Origin of the sequence: Pseudomonas botevensis (assembly GCF_019145475.1) — a bacterium.
Taxonomy (GTDB): Bacteria; Pseudomonadota; Gammaproteobacteria; order Pseudomonadales; family Pseudomonadaceae; genus Aquipseudomonas; species Aquipseudomonas botevensis.
Genome location: NZ_JAHTKI010000006.1, coordinates 117,281 through 136,104 on the forward strand (window position 1 = coordinate 117,281; position 18,824 = coordinate 136,104).

Sequence of the window (18,824 nt, forward strand, 5' to 3'; positions counted from 1 at the left end):
ATCCCCGCTACTCTCAAAAAAAACCAACACCAAAACCCGGGGACTCAATGGAAAGCTTCACCCTGAAATCGCTGCTACTCGCCCTCGCCTTCACCGCCATGACCCCTCTGGCACACGCCGCCACAACCCTTGTGTACTGCTCGGAAGCCAGCCCCGCCGGCTTCGATCCCAGCCAATACACCAGCGGCACCGACTTCGATGCCTCCGCCGAAACCGTCTTCAACCGTCTCACCCAATTCAAACGTGGCGGCACCGACATCGAACCCGGCCTGGCAACCCGCTGGGACGTCTCCGCCGACGGTCTGCAATACACCTTCCACCTGCGCCAGGGCGTGAAATTCCACACAACGGACTACTTCACCCCGACCCGCGAGTTCGACGCCGATGACGTACTGTTCACCTTCCAGCGCCTGCTCGATCCGGAAAACGCCTTTCGCAAGGCCTACCCCGCCGAGTCGCCGTACTTCACCGACATGGACCTGAACACCACGATCAAATCCGTGGAAAAAATCGACGACCACACCGTGCGCTTCAACCTGAACAACGTCGACGCCGCGTTCGTGCAAAACCTCGCCATGAGTTTCGCCTCGGTGCAGTCGGCCGAATACGCCGCGCAACTGCTCAAGGAAGGCAAGGCCGCCGATCTCAACCAGAAACCGGTTGGCACCGGCCCGTTCGTGTTCAAGCGCTACCAGAAGGATTCGCAGATCCGCTATGCGGCGAACAAGGCCTACTGGAAACCCGAGGACGTGAAGATCGACAACCTGGTGTTCTCGATCACCCCGGACGCCGCCGTTCGCCTGCAAAAGCTCAAGACCGGCGAATGCCAGGTCAGCGGCTACCCGCGCCCGGCCGACATTGAAGTCATGGAGCAGGACCCGAACCTGCGCGTGTTGAAGCAGGCCGGATTCAACCTCGGCTTCCTCGCCTACAACACCACCCATCCTCCGCTGGATCAGCTCAAGGTCCGTCAGGCCCTGGACATGGCCATCGACAAACCGGCGATCATCAAGGCCGTCTATCAGAGTGCCGGCCAGTTGGCGCAAAACGCCCTGCCGCCGGCGCAATGGTCGTTCGATCCGAACATCAAGGACGCCCCATACGACCCGGTGAAGGCCAGGGCGCTACTCAAGGAGGCCGGGGTTGCACCGGGTACAACCATCAACCTCTGGGCGATGACCGTGCAGCGCGCCTCGAACCCGAATGCGCGGATGTCGGCGCAGATGATCCAGCAGGATTGGGAAAAGATCGGCATCAAGGCCAACATCGTCAGCTACGAATGGGGCGAGTACATCAAGCGTGCCAAGAACGGTGAACACGACGCGATGATCTACGGCTGGACCGGTGACAACGGCGACCCCGACAACTGGCTGGGCGTGCTTTACAGCTGCGCGGCGGTGAAAGGCAGCAACTACGCCAAATGGTGCGATCCGGCCTACGACAGACTGGTGCAGCAAGCCAAGGTCTCCACCGATAAAGCGCAGCGGGTAAAACTGTATCAACAGGCGCAACTGATCCTTAAACAACAGGTGCCGATCACGCCGATCGCCAACTCCACGGTGTTCCAGCCGCTGCGCAAGGAAGTCACCGACTTCCGTATCAGCCCGTTCGGTCTCACCCCGTTCTATGGTGTGGGTATAAATAAGTAACACCCAGCCCCAACCGGGAGCATTTCGCGTCCCGGTTGCACCTTTTTAGGGCACTGCTTGCACCGTAAAAACCGTCCGCAAACGGTTAAATGCGTCAAAAGTTATACAGATGCGACATTAAGGTACGTTCGTGCCACGGTTTAGGGCCACCAGTCGCTCTGGATCTTGCATTGGGTATAGCCCCTGCATAAGTATCCGCAGGCACGACTCACGAGGTCGTACCTCACTATTAAAAAATGACAACAAATCATGAGGCCAACATGCTTAAACACGCGGTCATTCCGTTCTTAGTCGGCGCAGGCTTGTTAGCCTCCGCACCTTTCGCCACCGCCGCGACTAACCTGGTGTTCTGCTCCGAAGGCAGCCCGGCCGGTTTCGACCCAGGCCAGTACACCACCGGAACCGACTTCGACGCCTCCGCCGAAACCATGTTCAACCGTCTGACCCAGTTCGAGCGTGGCGGCACCGCCGTGATTCCTGGGCTGGCGACCAGTTGGGACATTTCCCCGGATGGCCTGAGCTACACCTTCCACCTGCGTGAAGGCGTCAAGTTCCACACCACCCCGTATTTCAAGCCGACTCGTGAGTTCAACGCCGACGACGTGCTGTTCACCTTCAATCGCATGATTAACAAGGATGACCCGTTCCGTAAGGCGTACCCGACCGAATTCCCGTACTTCACCGACATGGGGATGGATACCAACATCACCAAGATCGATAAAGTCGACGACCACACCGTCAAGTTCACCCTCAAGGAAGTTGATGCCGCGTTCATCCAGAACATGGCCATGAGCTTCGCCTCCGTCCAGTCCGCCGAATACGCTGCCCAACTGCTCAAGGAAGGCAAGGCTGCCGACATCAACCAGAAGCCGATCGGCACTGGTCCGTTCGTGTTCAAGAGCTATCAGAAAGACTCGAACATCCGTTACACCGGCAACAAGGACTACTGGAAGCCTGAAGACGTCAAGATCGACAACCTGATCTTCGCCATCACCACCGACCCGTCGGTGCGTATCCAGAAGCTGAAGAAGAACGAGTGCCAGGTCACCCTGTTCCCGCGTCCGGCCGACCTCGCAGGGCTGAAAGCCGATCCGGCGCTGAAGATGCCTGACCAGGCCGGTTTCAACCTGGGCTACATCGCCTACAACGTGATGGACAAGGTCAAGGGCAGCAACGAGCCGAACCCGCTGGCTGACCTGCGCGTTCGCCAGGCAATGGACATGTCGGTCAACAAGCCGCAGATCATCGACTCGGTTTACCAGGGCGCCGGCCAACTGGCCGTCAACGCCATGCCGCCGACCCAGTGGTCCTACGACACCACCATCAAGGACGCCAAGTACGATCCTGAGAAAGCCAAGGAGCTGCTCAAGGAAGCCGGCGTCAAGGAAGGCACCGAGATCGTTCTGTGGGCGATGCCGGTACAGCGTCCGTACAACCCGAACGCCAAGCTGATGGCCGAAATGCTCCAGTCCGACTGGAAGAAGATCGGTCTGAACGTGAAGATCGTCAGCTACGAGTGGGGCGAGTACATCAAGCGCTCCAAAGGTGGCGAGAACCAGGCCATGATCATTGGCTGGAGCGGTGACAATGGTGATCCGGACAACTGGCTTAACGTGTTGTTTGGTTGTGACGCGCTGAGCGGCAACAACTTTGCCAAATGGTGCGACAAGAAATTTGACGGCCTCGTCAAAGACGCCAAGCGCACCACCGATCAGGCCAAGCGCACCGAGCTGTACAAGCAGGCGCAACACGTCCTCAAAGATGCTGTTCCATTCACACCTATCGCTCACTCGACGGTGTATCAACCCATGCGCGCCAACGTGCAGGATTTCAAGATCAGCCCATTCGGCCTGAACTCCTTCTACGGCGTCAGCGTCAAGTAAAAGAGGCAGCGGCGACGCTCTCAACGTCGCCGCTGTTTTTTGCCGATCTGTTAGGAATTTACTTACATCCTTTTCCACTCGATCTGACCGAGTCGGTATAGGACGTGTTGCCTTTTCCTACGAGTCTTTAGGACTCAGCGCATTTACTGCCAGCCCCACGGCCCCTACCGTCGGGAGTCTGACCAGTCACTGCGTGGACTATCGGTTTTCGCCGTGCGTATCGGTTTGAATTCGCTGCAGCCACAACGTCCCCGGAAGGGACCGCGGTGCATCGAAAAACACTAAAAAAGAGGGAGCGTCATGCGCCATACCTTGATTTGTTCCGCATTGCTGGGCGCCGGCCTGTTGGCCGCCACGTCCGCCAGTTTCGCCGCCGGCAAAAGCCTGGTGTTCTGCTCCGAAGGCAGCCCGGCCGGGTTCGATACCGCGCAGTACACGACGGCGACCGACAACGACGCCGCCGAGCCGCTGTATAACCGCCTGGCAGAGTTCGAAAAAGGCGCGACCAATGTCGTACCAGGCCTGGCAACGCGTTGGGATATTTCCGAGGATGGCCTCACGTACACCTTTCACCTGCGTGAAGGGGTGAAATTTCATACAACGCCGTACTTCAAGCCTACACGCGAATTCAACGCCGACGACGTGCTGTTCACGTTTAACCGCATGCTCGATCCGCAACAGCCATTCCGTAAGGCTTATCCCACCGAGTTCCCGTATTTCAACGGGATGAGCCTGAACAAGAACATCGCCAAGGTCGAAAAGACCGGGCCGCTGACCGTGGTAATGACGCTCAATACCGTCGACGCCGCGTTCATCCAGAACATCGCCATGAGCTTCGCCTCCATCCTGTCCGCCGAGTACGCCGACAAGCTGCTGGCTGAAGGCAAGCCGAGCGACATCAACCAGAAACCGGTCGGCACCGGCCCGTACGTGTTCAAGAGCTACCAGAAAGACTCGAACATTCGTTACACCGGCAACAAGCACTACTGGGACCCGAGCCGGGTCAAGCTCGACAACCTGATCTTCGCGATCAACACCGATGCGTCGGTGCGCGTGCAGAAACTCAAGGCCAACGAGTGCCAGATCACCCTGCACCCGCGTCCGGCCGATATCGAGGCGCTGAAGAACGATCCGAAGCTGCAACTGATCACCAAGCCTGGGTTCAATCTGGGCTACATCGCCTACAACGTGCGCCACAAACCCTTCGACCAGCTCGAAGTGCGTCAGGCGCTGGACATGGCGGTGAATAAACAAGGGATTCTCAACGCCGTTTACCAGGGCGCCGGTCAGTTGGCAGTCAACGGCATGCCACCGACCCAGTGGTCCTACGACGACACGATCAAGGACACCGCCTACAACCCGGAAAAGGCCAGGCAGTTGCTCAAGGCCGCCGGCGTCAAGGAAGGCACCGAGATCACCCTGTGGGCGATGCCGGTGCAACGTCCGTACAACCCCAACGCCAGATTGATGGCCGAAATGCTCCAGGCCGACTGGGCGAAGATCGGCCTGAAAGTGAAGATCGTCAGCTACGAATGGGGCGAGTACATCAAGCGCATCAAGAACGGCGAGCACGACGTCAGCCTGATCGGCTGGACCGGTGACAACGGCGACCCGGACAACTGGCTCGGCACGCTGTACAGCTGCGACGCCATTGGCGGCAACAACTACTCCATGTGGTGCGATCCGGCTTACGACAAGCTGATCAAGCAGGCCAAGGTCGTGACCGACCGCGACCAGCGCACCGTGCTCTACAAACAGGCCCAGCAGTTGCTCAAGCAGCAAGTGCCGATGACGCCTGTCGCTCACTCGACGGTCAACCAGCCGCTGAGCGCCAAAGTCGAAGGGTTCAAGGTGAGCCCCTTCGGCCGCAACGTTTTTTCGGGTGTCAGCATCGATTAAACAAAAAACCGATTAGCCGCAACGCTGAGGGGGCCGTCTACCCCCTCACGCAAGCGCTTTGCCGAAATTCGCCAATCAGGCATTTTGCAAACGTTTGCGATGTGTGAATGAGTTCTAAACCAAATAGCCGGGCAATCAAAAAAGACCGGTATAAAAAGAAAGTAAAGGAGCTTCACCCATGAAACTGAGCAGCACCGCGATATTGGCCTTGGCCATCAGCAGCATCACCGCCACGGCTTACGCGGAAAACCAGAGCCAGGCGTTCACCCCGGTGACCGTCAACGACAAGAGCGCCCAGGCCGAAGCCACCGGCTTCCTCGAAGGTCAGTCGATCAGCGGCACGACCCGTAACTGGTACGCCAACGAGCAACTCAAGCGCGGCGGCAAGTTCACCTACCGCAAGGACGGCGTAGCCACTCCAACCGATCGCCGGATCAACTGGGTGCAAGGCACCATCGTCAAGTACAACTCGGGCTTCACCGAAGGCACCGTCGGTTTCAGCACCGAAGTGGCGGCGTACAACGCCATCGCCCTGGAGCGTGATCGCGAGAACCTGGCTTCCAACAACGGCGGCGCGCCGGGCACCCGTCCAGGCGCCGGCAACAACCGTACCCTGACCAAGGAAGGCGGCGACGCTCAAGGCCAGTGGAGCAAACTGGGCCTGGCCAACGTCAAGGCCCGTATCTCCAACACCACCCTGACCGCCGGCCGCATGAACTTCAGCAGCCCGCAGGTCGACGTGATCGGCAACCGTGCGCTGCCATCGAGCTTCGAAGGTATCGCGATCCACAGCGAAGAGCTGAACAACCTGTCCTTCGACCTGGCCACCTTCGACCGCGTCTCGCCACGTACCGAAGAAAGCCTGAGCAAGTTCCGCTCCGAGTACGGCAACATCGACGCTGAAGCCGACCATGTGAACACCGCCGGTATCTCCTACCAGCCACTGGAAAGCCTGAAAACCAGCCTGTGGGCGACCCAGGCCGAAGACCTGTGGAACCAGTACTACTTCGGCGCCACCCACGAGCTGGGTGACAGCCAGGTGCTGAGCCTGACCACCGGCCTGAACTACTACAAGACCGTCGACGAAGGCAAAAAGAAGCTGGGCGAAATCGACAACGACACCTACTCCCTGTCGTTCGGCCTGACTCACCAGGCCCACAGCCTGACCTTCTCGTACCAGGAAGTGAACGGTAACGAGTACTTCGACTACCTGCACGAAACCAACGGCATCTACCTGGCCAACTCCCTGCTGTCGGACTTCAACGGTCCAAACGAGAAGTCCTTCCAGGTGGCTTACGGTCTGAACATGGCCGAATACGGCGTGCCGGGCCTCAAGTTCAACATCTACCAGGCTCGCGGCTGGGGCATCGACGGCACTCACTACAAGGGTGGCGGCTATGACGGCGTGCAGGCGATGGACGGCGAAACCCACTACGAATACGGCATCGGTGCTTCCTACGCCGTACAGAGCGGCCCTCTGAAGGCGACCACCGTGCGCGCGACCTACACCGCCCACCGCGCCAGCGAGAACCAGGCTGACGGCAGCATCAACGAGTTCCGTCTGGTGACCACCGTTCCATTCAACATCCTGTAAAAACCCACGCCGACGGCTGACTCAGTGACGAGTCGGCCGTTCGGCTTTTGTCTTCAACCGATTGCAGAGGGTTCTTGATGAAAATGCTTCCCCTACGTGCGGCCATCGCGGCCGCGTTGCTGAGTGTCGCCGTCGGCGTCTCGGCCAAACCCTTGGTGGTCTGCACCGAAGCCAGCCCGGAAGGCTTCGATATGGTCCAGTACACGACTGCAGTCACAGCCGATGCGGTGGCCGAAACCATCTTCAATCGACTGGCGGACTTCAAGCCCGGCACCACTGAGGTGATTCCGGCGCTGGCCGAATCCTGGGACATCAGCGATGACGGCCTGACCTACACGTTCCACCTGCGCAAAGGCGTCAAGTTTCACACCACCGAATATTTCAAGCCGACCCGCGACATGAATGCCGACGACGTGGTCTGGAGCTTCCAGCGTCAACTGGACCCGAATCACCCGTGGCACAAGCTGTCGAGCGTGGGCTTCCCGTACTTTGAAAGCATGGGCTTCAAGGAACTGCTGAAAAACGTAGAAAAAGTCGACGACAACACGGTCAAGTTCACCCTGACCCGCCGCGAAGCGCCATTCCTGGCCGACATCGCAATGGCGTTCTCCTCGATCTACCCGGCCGAATACGCCGACCAGTTGCTCAAGGCCAACAAGACCGGCGACCTGAACAACAAGCCGATCGGCACCGGCCCGTTCGTCTTCCAGCGTTACAACAAGGACGCCCAGGTACGGTTCAAGGCCAACCCGGACTACTTCCGTGGCAAGCCACCGGCCGAGGCGCTGATCCTGGCGATCGCCACCGACAACAACGTGCGCCTGCAGAAACTCAAGGCCAACGAGTGCCAGATCGCCCTGTATCCGAAGCCGGATGATATTCCGAGCATCAAGAAAGACAGCAACCTGAAAGTCGCCGAGCTGGACGCGATGACCGTCTCGTACATCGCGATGAACACCCAGCACAAGTACATGAGCGACGTGCGCGTGCGCAAAGCCATCGACATCGCCTTCGACAAGGAAGCCTATGTCAACGCGCTGTTCGGCAAGGGCAACGCCACCGTGGCGGTCAACCCGTACCCGCCGACCCTGCTGGGCTACAACCACGAGCTGAAAAACCCGCCACGCGACCTCGACAAGGCACGCGCGCTGCTCAAGGAAGCCGGGGTTCCGGACGGCACCGTGTTTACCCTGTTTACCCGTAACGGCGGCGGCCCGACCAACCCGAACCCGATGCTCGGCGCGCAGATGATGCAGGCCGACCTGGCGAAAGTCGGGATCAAGGTCGACATCCGCGTCATGGAATGGGGCGAGATGCTTAAACGCGCCAAAAACGGCGAACACGATATGGTGTCGGCCGGATGGGCGGGCGATAACGGCGACCCGGATAACTTCCTGACGCCTATGCTCAGTTGCGAAGCCGCGAAGAACGGCGAAAACTACGCTCGCTGGTGCAACGACAAATTCCAGGCACTGCTGGATGAAGCACGGGCTAAAGTAGATCCGGCCGAACGCGCCAGTCTCTACGAACAGGCCCAGGTGCTGTTCAATCAGGACCAGCCATGGATCAGCATGGCCCATACCCGGATGTTCACTGCAATGCGCAACAATGTAGAGGGCTACAACATCAGCCCTCTGACAACCAATAACTTCGCCACTACCCAGGTGAAGTAGATAAGAAACTCCCGGCCTCCCTGACCCCAGGGTCGCCGGGCACGCCTAACCGGCTGATGAGGTAGCACACAAGATGTTTAGTTTTATTGCCCGCCGACTGGGGTTGTTGATCCCCACGTTTTTCGGCATCACCCTGCTGACCTTCGCGTTGATTCGCATGATTCCCGGCGACCCCGTGGAAGTGATGATGGGCGAACGTCGGGTCGACCCCGAAATGCACGCTCAGGCAATGGAACGCCTTGGTCTGAACAAGCCGCTGTACGCCCAGTACCTGGACTACATCGGCAAACTGGCCCACGGCGATCTCGGTGAGTCCCTGCGTACCCGCGAGAGCGTATGGACCGAGTTTACCTCCCTCTTCCCCGCGACCCTGGAACTGTCCATGGCCGCGCTGCTGTTCGCCGGCGTCATCGGCCTGCTGGCCGGGGTGATCGCGGCACTCAAGCGAGGATCCCTGTTCGACCATGGGGTGATGGGCATCTCCCTGGCGGGATACTCGATGCCGATCTTCTGGTGGGGCCTGATCCTGATCATGTTCTTCTCGGTCAGCCTGGGGTGGACCCCGGTTTCCGGACGGCTCGACCTGCTCTACGACATCGAGCCACGCACCGGTTTCATGCTGATCGATACCCTGCTGGCCGATGACGCCGGCGCGTTCCTCGACGCCCTGCATCACCTGATCCTGCCGGCCATCGTGCTGGGCACCATTCCGCTGGCGGTGATCGCGCGGATGACCCGTTCGTCGATGCTCGAAGTGCTGCGCGAAGACTACATCCGCACCGCCAAGGCCAAAGGCCTGTCGCCGTCGCGCGTGGTGTTCGTCCACGGCCTGCGCAACGCGCTGATCCCGGTACTGACCGTGGTCGGTCTGCAAGTCGGCACCCTGCTGGCCGGCGCGGTCCTGACCGAAACCATCTTCTCCTGGCCCGGCATCGGCAAATGGCTGATCGAAGCCATCGGCGCCCGGGACTACCCTGTCGTGCAGAACGGCATCCTGCTGATCGCCTGCCTGGTGATCCTGGTCAACTTCGTAGTGGACATCCTCTACGGCTTTGCCAACCCACGCATCCGTCATCAGCGCTGAGGTCAATACCATGAGCACTCCAACATCCTCAGTAGCCACCGCCGCCCCGAGCGCGGATCAAAGCCTGCTGTACCCATCGCCGTACAAAGAGTTCTGGCAAGCCTTCGCGAAGAACAAGGGCGCGGTTGCCGGCCTGCTGTTCATGCTGCTGGTGGTTTTCTGCGCGATCTTCGCACCGTGGGTCGCCCCGCATAACCCGAGCGAGCAATACCGTGACTTCCTGCTGACGCCACCGGCGTGGCTGGAAGGCGGTCAGATGCAGTTCCTGCTCGGCACCGATGAACTGGGCCGTGACCTGCTGTCGCGGCTGATCCAGGGTTCGCGCCTGTCGCTGCTGATCGGCCTGTCGTCGGTGGTGATGTCGCTGATTCCGGGGATCCTGCTGGGTCTGTTCGCCGGTTTCTTCCCGAAAATGCTCGGCCCGACCATCATGCGCCTGATGGACATCATGCTGGCCCTGCCGTCGCTGCTGCTGGCCGTGGCGATCGTCGCCATCCTCGGCCCAGGCCTGATCAACACCGTGATCGCGATCGCCGTGGTGTCCCTGCCGTCCTATGTACGTCTGACCCGCGCCGCCGTCATGGGCGAACTGAACCGCGACTACGTGACCGCCGCGCGCCTGGCCGGCGCCGGTCTGCCACGCCTGATGTTCATCACCGTGTTGCCCAACTGCATGGCACCGCTGATCGTTCAAGCGACCCTGAGCTTCTCCTCGGCGATCCTCGATGCCGCCGCCCTGGGCTTCCTCGGCCTGGGCGTCCAGCCGCCAACCCCTGAGTGGGGCACCATGCTGGCCTCGGCCCGCGACTACATCGAACGCGCCTGGTGGGTCGTGAGTCTGCCTGGTTTGACCATTTTGCTCAGCGTGCTGGCAATCAACTTGATGGGCGACGGCCTGCGCGATGCGCTGGACCCGAAACTCAAGAACGCCGCCTGAGGAGATTCCCATGTCATTGCTAGAAATCAAGAATCTCAACGTTCGCTTCGGCGACAAGAACGCCACCCCGGTGGTCGACGGCCTCGACCTGAAAGTCGACAAGGGCGAAGTGCTGGCCATCGTGGGCGAGTCCGGTTCCGGCAAATCCGTGACCATGATGGCGCTGATGGGCCTGATCGAGCACCCTGGGATCGTCACCGCCGACGCCCTGAGCTTCGATGGCAAGAACATGCTCAAGCTGAGCAACCGCCAGCGTCGGCAGATCGTCGGCAAGGACCTGGCGATGGTGTTCCAGGACCCGATGACCGCGCTGAACCCGAGCTACACCGTCGGTTTCCAGATCGAAGAAGTGCTGCGCCTGCACCTGAAAATGTCCGGCAAGCAAGCGCGCAAACGCGCCATCGAACTGTTGGAAAAAGTCGAAATCCCGGGCGCCGCCAGCCGTATGGACGCCTACCCGCACCAACTGTCCGGCGGCATGAGCCAGCGCGTGGCGATTGCCATGGCGATTGCCGGCGAGCCGAAGCTGCTGATTGCCGACGAACCGACCACCGCACTCGACGTAACGATCCAGGCGCAGATCATGGATCTGCTGCTGGCCTTGCAGAAAGAGCAGAACATGGGCCTGGTGCTGATCACCCACGACCTCGCCGTGGTGGCCGAAACCGCCCAGCGCGTGTGTGTGATGTATGCCGGGCAGGCCGTTGAAGTCGGCCAGGTGCCGCAACTGTTCGACATCCCGGCGCACCCGTACAGCGAAGCGCTGCTCAAGGCGATTCCGGAACACAGCCAGGGCGCTGAGCGCCTGGCAACGCTGCCGGGCATCGTTCCCGGCCGTTACGACCGCCCGCAAGGCTGCCTGCTGTCGCCGCGTTGCCCGTACGTGCAGGACAGCTGCCGCGCGCAGCGTCCGACCCTTGACCCGAAAAGCCACAGCCTCGCCCGCTGCTTCTACCCGCTGAACCAGGAGGTGGCGTAATGGCCGTCGTACTTACCGCCCGCGACCTGACCCGTCACTACGAAGTCTCACGTGGCCTGTTCAAGGGCCACGCGACCGTGCGCGCCCTCAACGGCGTGTCGTTCGAACTGGAAGCCGGCAAGACCCTCGCCGTCGTCGGTGAGTCGGGCTGCGGCAAATCCACCCTGGCCCGCGCGCTGACCCTGATCGAGGAGCCGTCGTCCGGCTCGCTGAAGATCGCCGGCCAGGAAGTCGCCGGCGCCGACAAGGCCCAGCGCAAGCAACTGCGCAAAGACGTGCAGATGGTGTTCCAGAGCCCGTACGCCTCGCTCAACCCGCGGCAGAAAATCGGCGATCAACTGGCCGAGCCGCTGCTGATCAACACCAACCTGAGCGCTGCCGAACGTCGCGAGAAAGTCCAGGCGATGATGAAGCAGGTGGGCCTGCGTCCCGAGCACTACCAGCGTTATCCGCACATGTTCTCCGGCGGTCAGCGCCAGCGGATCGCCCTGGCCCGCGCGATGATGCTGCAACCCAAGGTGCTGGTGGCGGACGAACCGACCTCGGCGCTGGACGTGTCGATCCAGGCGCAGGTGCTGAACCTGTTCATGGACATGCAGCAGGAGTTCAACACCGGTTATGTGTTCATCTCCCACAACCTGGCCGTGGTGCAACACGTGGCCGATGATGTGATGGTGATGTACCTCGGTCGCCCGGTGGAAATCGGCCCGAAGGAAGACATCTACGCCCGTCCTCTGCATCCGTACACCCAGGCGCTGCTGTCGGCGACCCCGACCATCCACCCGGATCCGGACAAGCCGAAAATCAAGATCGTCGGCGAGTTGCCCAACCCGCTGAACCCGCCGCCAGGTTGCGCGTTCCACAAGCGCTGCCCGTACGCGACCGAGCGTTGCAGCAGCGAAGTGCCGGAACTGCGCTCGCTCGATACTCGTCAGGTGGCTTGCCACTACGCCGAGCAGTTCCTGTAGGAACCGGGCAAAAAAATGTGGGAGCAAGGTTGCTCCCACAGATGAGGATTGTGTTGTTTCAGTGATTCAAGCGTTAACCAAACCCCTGCTCCGCCGATTGCGCATCAGTCGAGGGAGCGGGGGTTTTCTTTTGCCTGGAATCTAGGTCTGGCTGTCGCCGTCATCCGGATCATCGGTGTCCGGCTCATCGGTGGTGTCATCGTCATCGCCGGAACTGCCGCCCTGCCCCTTGTCGCCTGGTTCAGCTTCAGAAGCGGCAATCATCAATCCACCGTGTCCGGCCTGCCCATTGAACGCCTGGGTATCGTGACTCTCGCATTCAGCCCACGCCGTCGCGGTGCCGAGGGACAGCATGACCATCACTTTCAACAGCAATAAAACCCGTAGCAGCCTGTTCTTCATAACCGTTTCCATCCTTTTGCAGGTGAAACACAAGTGCCTGGCTGGTGCTCTTGAAATCTAGCGCCGATCAGCCCGGTTCTCCAGATAGGACGCTGACGGATGCGCAGAATTGCCCTCGGTGGACAGACCGCTTTCGAATAACGGCCATAACTGGATCAGCTAAGTGAGGGATCCCACGCGACCAACAGCGTGACCCTGAACAACAATGCCAGCCCCACCGCTCATCGAAAACCCATCGTTACCTGTTACTTCTGACAGTAGACAGCTTATTGGCTTCATCTCTAAATAACGCCATCGACCTCGCCTTTTTCCGTTTGACCGGAGTGCTGATCATGCCGACTCAACGCCCCCATAAGCTCAACCCTAAAGCTCTGGTACAGCCGCAAACTCCCGGCAGCGTCCAACCGATCCTGTCGGCTGAAGAGAGGGACAGCGACGTGAGTGCCATAGCAGATCCTGGCGACGGCTTGAAAGCTGATCCTCCCGTCGACACCGGGTCCCCCACGACGGCCCACGACTCCCTGGATGAGACGAAAGTAAATGGCCTGCAGATCGAGTTGTTCGACGGCAACGTTTCTAAAGGCATAGCCACCGTCAACCAATCGACGGGGATCTGGAGCCTTGCAGTTCATGGTCTGGCGCTAGGGACCCACAGCCTCACAGCCAAAGCGTTGTACGGCGCGGGAGAGTCTTCCGAGGTGTGGAGATTTACGGTCGTGCAGCCATTTTCGATTGATACATCGCTGATGGAGCTCGATGGCGTGAAGCTTCTCCAATCCTATGGATTCGCCACTAGAGAAGTTCCACGCAACACCATGGTCCGGCAACCGACAGGCGGCGTCCCGAGCGTGACCTACTCGTCTTCGAACCCATCAGTCGCACAAGTGGACGCCTTCGGAAAAGTATATGGATTGCGCAGCGGGACGGCGAACATCACCGCCAGAGATGGCGCTGGCGCCCAGGTTTCATATCCTGTGAGAGTGTCCAAAATCTACACCCTGATCTTGTCCCCTATCACCGACAGAATGTCCTTTGCCCAGATTCATGCATGGGGACTGGCACAGGGTGGCATCGTTTTACCTGGCGCGACTGATTCGACGCCGGTCAGTCGAGCGTTCAGGGAAAACTTTTCCAATTATCATCAATTTTTCAGGCAAATCACGCCTGGTATGGACCCACGCTACAAGGCGGTATGGCAGGCCCCCACCCAAAACAACATCGTAGCGGCACATTACATCAAGGAAGATAACGATCTCCATGCAATTGCCTGGGGGCCGGAAGGAGTAATCGGCTTCGAAGGTCCAGCGTTCACACTTGTTCCGACCTAGTGAAAACTGTCGAATAACGAAACAGGCGAAGCGGATAAGAGTGTCCCCGTTGAAGGGTCGCCTCCAAATAAAAAACCCCGCAGCTCGCGCTACGGGGTTTTCGGTACAACGTTCAGCGCTTAGTGATGCTCACGGGTCGCGCGGAATTTCACGTCCGGCCAGCGTTCTTCCATCAGGGCCAGGTTGACGCGGGTCGGGGCGAGGTAGGTCAGGTGACCGCCGCCGTCGATCGCGAGGTTTTCCACCGCCTTGTTGGAGAATTCCTCGAGCTTCTTCTTGTCGCTGCAATCGATCCAGCGCGCGGAGTACACGGTGATCGGCTCGTAGGAGCACTCGACCTTGTATTCCTCTTTCAGGCGGCTGGCCACCACATCAAACTGCAGCACACCGACGGCGCCAAGGATGATGTCGTTGGTGCGTTCCGGGAAGAACACCTGGGTCGCGCCTTCTTCGGCCAGTTGCTGCAGGCCCTGGCGCAGTTGCTTGGATTTCAGCGGATCACGCAGGCGCACGCGGCGGAACAGTTCCGGGGCGAAGTGCGGGATACCGGTGAAGCCCAGGGCCTCGCCTTCGCTGAAGGTGTCGCCGATCTGGATGGTGCCGTGGTTGTGCAGACCGATGATGTCGCCGGCGTAGGCCTCTTCCAGTTGCTCACGCTCGGAGGAGAAGAACGTCAGGGCGTCGCCGATGCGCACGTCCTTGCCGGTGCGCACATGGCGCATCTTCATGCCTTTTTCGTACTTGCCCGAGCAGATGCGCATGAAGGCGATGCGGTCGCGGTGCTTCGGGTCCATGTTCGCCTGGATCTTGAAGATGAAGCCCGAGAACTTCTCTTCCACCGGCTCCACGGTGCGCTCGTTGGCGACACGCGGCAGCGGACGCGGCGCCCAGTCGACCACGGCGTCGAGGACGTGATCGACACCGAAGTTACCCAGCGCCGTACCGAAGAACACCGGCGTCAGTTGACCGTCGATGAACTCCTGCTGGTTGAACTCGTGGCAGGCGCCCTGCACCAGCTCAAGCTGTTCGAGGAAACGCTCGTACTCGTCACCCAGATGCGCGCGCGCTTCGTCGGAGTCGAGCTTCTCGATGATCTTGGTTTCGGTGCGTTCGTGACCGTGGCCCGGGGTGTAGACAATGATGTAGTCGTCGGCCAGGTGGTACACGCCCTTGAAGTCGCGGTAGCAACCGATCGGCCAGGTGATCGGCGCGGCCTTGATCTTGAGGACCGCTTCGATTTCGTCGAGCAGTTCGATCGGGTCGCGGATGTCACGGTCGAGTTTGTTGATGAAGCTGACGATAGGCGTGTCACGCAGACGGCAGACGTCCATCAGGGCGATGGTCCGTGGCTCGACACCTTTACCGCCGTCGAGAACCATCAGCGCCGAGTCCACGGCGGTCAGGGTGCGGTAGGTGTCTTCAGAGAAGTCTTCGTGGCCCGGGGTGTCGAGCAGGTTGATCATGTGTTCGCGATACGGGAACTGCATGACCGACGTGGTAATGGAAATACCCCGCTGCTTCTCCATCTCCATCCAGTCGGATGTCGCATGGCGGTCGGACTTACGGGATTTCACCGTACCGGCCACCGCAATCGCCTTGCCCATCAGCAAGAGCTTTTCGGTGATGGTGGTTTTACCGGCATCGGGGTGGGAAATAATGGCGAAAGTGCGGCGTTTCGCGACTTCGGCGGCCTGTCTGGTCATGGGAAATCGCCTGGCGGTGATTCAAAAAAGGGCCGCGATTATAGCCCAAGTCGATGCAATAACCGAACCGTTGAGCACATTAAGGGTGGCCAAATGCTGCCTCAGATGGGAACCTTTTAAAGCACGGAGACGTCCATCCCCTGTTACGAATTTTCGTCAGGGGCTGAAAAATCAGCAAGTTAGCCTGACGAGGCTGCGCTCATGGCCCGCTTTCAGACAGCAATGCCTGCTCTGAAAAACGGCTGCTTCTCGCGAACGACTTTCCCGGCGTCCAAGTACGGCATGCCACACGGGACAGCGTGCGCCGACTGAAAAAAAGGAGTCCGCCTGTGGCTATCCGCTATGGCAAAGGGCTGATGGGAGGTGCGGTGGTGATCGCGCTCCTGGCCCTGCTGGTTCACTGGATCGGCATCAACACCATCGAGCATTACCGCGACGATTTGTTGTTTTACCTGCAAGCTCATCTGATTCTCGTCCTCGCTTCCATGCTGGCCGCCCTCGTCGTGGGCATCCCCGCCGGTATCTTCCTCAGCCGCCCGACCATGGTCGGCCGCGCCGAACGCTTCATGCAGATCTTCAATATCGGCAACACCGTGCCACCGCTGGCCGTACTCGCGATTGCCCTGGGGATTCTCGGCATCGGCAGCGGCCCGGCGATCTTCGCTCTGTTCCTCGCCTCGTTGCTGCCGATCGTGCGCAACACCTACGAAGGCCTGAAAAACGTCCAGGGTTCGCTGAAAGAAGCCGCCACCGGCATCGGCATGACCCCGCGCCAGGTGCTGTGGAAAGTCGAACTGCCCAACGCCGTGCCGATCATCGTCGGCGGCGTGCGTGTGGCGTTGGCGATCAATGTCGGGACGGCGCCGCTGGCGTTCCTGATCGGCGCCAACAGCCTCGGCAGCCTGATCTTCCCCGGCATCGCCCTGAACAATCAGCCGCAGTTGCTGCTCGGCGCCGCGTGTACCGCGCTGCTGGCCCTGCTGCTCGATGGCGTGGTCACCCTCGCCAGCCGTCTCTGGCTAGAACGCGGTTTGCGCCCGTCTTAAGGCTTCGGAAGGACATTTTCATGAAACGACTTAGCTTGATTCTAGGCTGCGCCCTGCTATTCGCAGGATTGGCCCAAGCCGCCGAAAAACCGCTGATCCGCATCGGCGCCCGGGTGTTCACCGAACAGACCCTGCTCGCGGAAATCACTTCGCAATACTTGCGCAGCAAGGGTTACGACGCGCAGATAACCGGCGGTCTGGGCAGCAACCTGGCCCGCAGCGCCCACGAGAGTGGACAACTGGACATGCTCTGGGAATACACCGGCGTCTCCCTGGTGGCCTACAACCATGTCAGCGAAAAACTCGACAGCGAACAGTCCTACGCCCGGGTGAAAGAACTCGACGCGAAAAAGGGACTGGTCTGGCTCACCCCGTCTAAATTCAGCAACACCTACGCCCTCGCCCTGCCGCAAAAAGTCGCCGAGCAATATCCGCAGATCCACACCATCAGCCAATTGAACGATGTGCTCGAGGCCGAAGCCGATACCCATCATCTGGTAGCGCTGGATACCGAGTTCGCCAACCGTTCCGATGGCCTGGACGGCATGGTCAAGCTCTACGACATGAACCTGACGCGCAAAAACATCCGGCAGATGGATGCGGGCCTTGTTTATACGGCGCTGCGCAATGGCCAGGTGTTCGCCGGCCTGGTCTACACCACTGACGGGCGCCTCAACGCGTTCGGCCTGAAGCTGCTCGAAGACGACAAGCACTATTTCCCGGACTACACCGCCGCGCCGGTCGTGCGTCAGGCCTTCCTCGACCAGCACCCGCAATTGGCCGAACAGCTCAAGCCCCTGGCGGAACTGTTCGACGACGAAACCATGCGCCGGCTCAACGCCCGGGTCGATGTCGATCACCAGAGTCCATCCGCCGTGGCCGCTGATTTCCTGCGCCAGCATCCACTCAACTAAGGAGGAAAAGTCATGGAATTCTTCAACGCCTTTTCCCATCTCGACTGGCAGCAGGTGATGCACCTGACCTGGCAGCACATCACCTTGGTCGGCATCGCTGTCAGCCTGGCGATCTGCATTGGCGTGCCGCTGGGCATTCTGATGACGCGCTTTCCAAGCCTCGCCGGTCCGTTGCAGGCCAGCGCTACGGTGCTGCTGACCGTGCCGTCGATTGCGCTGTTCGGCCTGCTGCTGCCGTTCTACTCGAAGTTCGGCCAGGGCCTCGGCCCGATGCCGGCAATCACCGCCGTGTTCCTTTATTCACTGCTGCCGATCATGCGCAACACCTACCTCGCGTTGACCGGCGTCGAACCGGGCATTCGTGAAGCCGCACGCGGCATCGGCATGACCTTCGGTCAGCGCCTGCGCATGGTCGAACTGCCGATCGCGGTGCCGGTGATCCTCGCCGGGGTGCGTACCGCCGTGGTGATGAACATCGGCGTGATGACCATCGCCGCCACCATCGGTGCCGGCGGCCTCGGCGTGCTGATCCTCGCCTCCATCAGCCGCAGCGACATGTCGATGCTGATTGTCGGCGCACTGCTGGTCAGTCTTCTGGCGATTTTTGCCGACCTTGTTCTGCAGTGGCTGCAACGCTCGTTGACCAGTAGGGGGTGTTCGCCGGAAATGGCGGGCGCGCCGCCGCCCCACAAAGCGCAAGACTAGGCGCGAGGAGAGAGATTTGGTTTCTTCAAATGAACGACGAGTAACGACGTATTGCGCTTT

General features: G+C 60.1%; 15 protein-coding genes. 13 read left to right on the forward strand and 2 right to left on the reverse strand.

Annotation, left to right across the window (positions count from 1 at the left end):
- Positions 1 to 47: 47 nt before the first annotated feature.
- The 9 genes from KVQ74_RS10480 (at position 48) to KVQ74_RS10520 (ending at position 12,666) form a co-directional block, all read left to right on the forward strand.
- Positions 48 to 1,649: an ABC transporter substrate-binding protein gene (locus tag KVQ74_RS10480; RefSeq protein WP_217830999.1), complete on the forward strand. Its 1,602-nt coding sequence runs from the start codon at positions 48 to 50 to the stop codon at positions 1,647 to 1,649.
- Between the two features lie 260 nt (positions 1,650 to 1,909).
- The gene (locus KVQ74_RS10485; RefSeq protein ID WP_217831000.1) at positions 1,910 to 3,532 is read left to right on the forward strand and encodes an ABC transporter substrate-binding protein; all 1,623 of its coding nucleotides are present in this window, start codon (positions 1,910 to 1,912) and stop codon (positions 3,530 to 3,532) included.
- 300 nt (positions 3,533 to 3,832) lie between these two features.
- The gene (locus KVQ74_RS10490; protein WP_217831001.1) at positions 3,833 to 5,431 is read left to right on the forward strand and encodes an ABC transporter substrate-binding protein; all 1,599 of its coding nucleotides are present in this window, start codon (positions 3,833 to 3,835) and stop codon (positions 5,429 to 5,431) included.
- Between the two features lie 178 nt (positions 5,432 to 5,609).
- The gene (locus KVQ74_RS10495; RefSeq protein ID WP_217831002.1) at positions 5,610 to 7,025 is read left to right on the forward strand and encodes an OprD family porin; all 1,416 of its coding nucleotides are present in this window, start codon (positions 5,610 to 5,612) and stop codon (positions 7,023 to 7,025) included.
- Positions 7,026 to 7,102: 77 nt separating this feature from the next.
- On the forward strand, positions 7,103 to 8,698 hold the full coding sequence (locus KVQ74_RS10500) for an ABC transporter substrate-binding protein (RefSeq protein ID WP_217831003.1): 1,596 nt from the start codon (positions 7,103 to 7,105) through the stop codon (positions 8,696 to 8,698).
- A 73-nt stretch (positions 8,699 to 8,771) separates the two neighbouring features.
- Positions 8,772 to 9,782 (forward strand): ABC transporter permease subunit, encoded by a 1,011-nt coding sequence (locus tag KVQ74_RS10505; protein WP_217831004.1) that lies wholly within the window; start codon positions 8,772 to 8,774, stop codon positions 9,780 to 9,782.
- Between the two features lie 10 nt (positions 9,783 to 9,792).
- Positions 9,793 to 10,719, forward strand: coding sequence for an ABC transporter permease subunit (locus tag KVQ74_RS10510; protein ID WP_217831005.1), 927 nt, complete (start codon positions 9,793 to 9,795; stop codon positions 10,717 to 10,719).
- A 10-nt stretch (positions 10,720 to 10,729) separates the two neighbouring features.
- Positions 10,730 to 11,698 (forward strand): ABC transporter ATP-binding protein, encoded by a 969-nt coding sequence (locus KVQ74_RS10515; protein WP_217831006.1) that lies wholly within the window; start codon positions 10,730 to 10,732, stop codon positions 11,696 to 11,698.
- The gene (locus KVQ74_RS10520; protein ID WP_217831007.1) at positions 11,698 to 12,666 is read left to right on the forward strand and encodes a peptide ABC transporter ATP-binding protein; all 969 of its coding nucleotides are present in this window, start codon (positions 11,698 to 11,700) and stop codon (positions 12,664 to 12,666) included. Before KVQ74_RS10515 ends, KVQ74_RS10520 begins: the two co-directional genes overlap by 1 nt.
- 141 nt (positions 12,667 to 12,807) lie before the next feature.
- Here the strand turns inward: KVQ74_RS10520 and KVQ74_RS10525 are convergent, their stop codons facing one another.
- Positions 12,808 to 13,068 carry a hypothetical protein gene (locus KVQ74_RS10525; RefSeq protein ID WP_217831008.1) on the reverse strand — a complete coding sequence of 87 codons (261 nt, stop codon included), beginning with the start codon at positions 13,066 to 13,068 and terminating at the stop codon, positions 12,808 to 12,810.
- Between the two features lie 332 nt (positions 13,069 to 13,400).
- On the opposite strand from KVQ74_RS10525, the gene KVQ74_RS10530 reads away from it, so the two are divergent.
- Positions 13,401 to 14,396: an Ig-like domain-containing protein gene (locus KVQ74_RS10530; protein WP_217831009.1), complete on the forward strand. Its 996-nt coding sequence runs from the start codon at positions 13,401 to 13,403 to the stop codon at positions 14,394 to 14,396.
- 119 nt (positions 14,397 to 14,515) lie between these two features.
- Here the strand turns inward: KVQ74_RS10530 and KVQ74_RS10535 are convergent, their stop codons facing one another.
- Positions 14,516 to 16,099, reverse strand: a complete 1,584-nt coding sequence (locus KVQ74_RS10535) for a peptide chain release factor 3 (protein WP_217831010.1) — start codon at positions 16,097 to 16,099, stop codon at positions 14,516 to 14,518.
- A 356-nt stretch (positions 16,100 to 16,455) separates the two neighbouring features.
- Here KVQ74_RS10535 and KVQ74_RS10540 point away from each other — a divergent pair, with 356 nt between their 5' ends.
- From KVQ74_RS10540 to KVQ74_RS10550, 3 genes are read left to right on the forward strand one after another with little or no spacing between them, the layout of a single operon-like run.
- Complete coding sequence (locus KVQ74_RS10540; protein WP_217831117.1) at positions 16,456 to 17,145, forward strand: ABC transporter permease; 690 nt, start codon at positions 16,456 to 16,458, stop codon at positions 17,143 to 17,145.
- A 20-nt stretch (positions 17,146 to 17,165) separates the two neighbouring features.
- Complete coding sequence (locus tag KVQ74_RS10545; protein ID WP_217831011.1) at positions 17,166 to 18,059, forward strand: glycine betaine ABC transporter substrate-binding protein; 894 nt, start codon at positions 17,166 to 17,168, stop codon at positions 18,057 to 18,059.
- A 12-nt stretch (positions 18,060 to 18,071) separates the two neighbouring features.
- Complete coding sequence (locus KVQ74_RS10550) at positions 18,072 to 18,764, forward strand: ABC transporter permease (RefSeq protein WP_217831012.1); 693 nt, start codon at positions 18,072 to 18,074, stop codon at positions 18,762 to 18,764.
- The last annotated feature ends 60 nt before the right edge of the window (positions 18,765 to 18,824 follow it).

Excerpts from the sequence above, each read along its gene's own strand:
- KVQ74_RS10480 (WP_217830999.1), top strand. The coding sequence starts at position 48 with ATGGAAAGCTTCACCCTGAAATCGCTGCTACTCGCCCTCGCCTTCACC.
- KVQ74_RS10485 (WP_217831000.1), top strand. The coding sequence starts at position 1,910 with ATGCTTAAACACGCGGTCATTCCGTTCTTAGTCGGCGCAGGCTTGTTA.
- KVQ74_RS10490 (WP_217831001.1), top strand. The coding sequence starts at position 3,833 with ATGCGCCATACCTTGATTTGTTCCGCATTGCTGGGCGCCGGCCTGTTG.
- KVQ74_RS10495 (WP_217831002.1), top strand. The coding sequence starts at position 5,610 with ATGAAACTGAGCAGCACCGCGATATTGGCCTTGGCCATCAGCAGCATC.
- KVQ74_RS10500 (WP_217831003.1), top strand. The coding sequence starts at position 7,103 with ATGAAAATGCTTCCCCTACGTGCGGCCATCGCGGCCGCGTTGCTGAGT.
- KVQ74_RS10505 (WP_217831004.1), top strand. The coding sequence starts at position 8,772 with ATGTTTAGTTTTATTGCCCGCCGACTGGGGTTGTTGATCCCCACGTTT.
- KVQ74_RS10510 (WP_217831005.1), top strand. The coding sequence starts at position 9,793 with ATGAGCACTCCAACATCCTCAGTAGCCACCGCCGCCCCGAGCGCGGAT.
- KVQ74_RS10515 (WP_217831006.1), top strand. The coding sequence starts at position 10,730 with ATGTCATTGCTAGAAATCAAGAATCTCAACGTTCGCTTCGGCGACAAG.
- KVQ74_RS10520 (WP_217831007.1), top strand. The coding sequence starts at position 11,698 with ATGGCCGTCGTACTTACCGCCCGCGACCTGACCCGTCACTACGAAGTC.
- KVQ74_RS10525 (WP_217831008.1), bottom strand. The coding sequence starts at position 13,068 with ATGAAGAACAGGCTGCTACGGGTTTTATTGCTGTTGAAAGTGATGGTC.
- KVQ74_RS10530 (WP_217831009.1), top strand. The coding sequence starts at position 13,401 with ATGCCGACTCAACGCCCCCATAAGCTCAACCCTAAAGCTCTGGTACAG.
- KVQ74_RS10535 (WP_217831010.1), bottom strand. The coding sequence starts at position 16,099 with ATGACCAGACAGGCCGCCGAAGTCGCGAAACGCCGCACTTTCGCCATT.
- KVQ74_RS10540 (WP_217831117.1), top strand. The coding sequence starts at position 16,456 with ATGGGAGGTGCGGTGGTGATCGCGCTCCTGGCCCTGCTGGTTCACTGG.
- KVQ74_RS10545 (WP_217831011.1), top strand. The coding sequence starts at position 17,166 with ATGAAACGACTTAGCTTGATTCTAGGCTGCGCCCTGCTATTCGCAGGA.
- KVQ74_RS10550 (WP_217831012.1), top strand. The coding sequence starts at position 18,072 with ATGGAATTCTTCAACGCCTTTTCCCATCTCGACTGGCAGCAGGTGATG.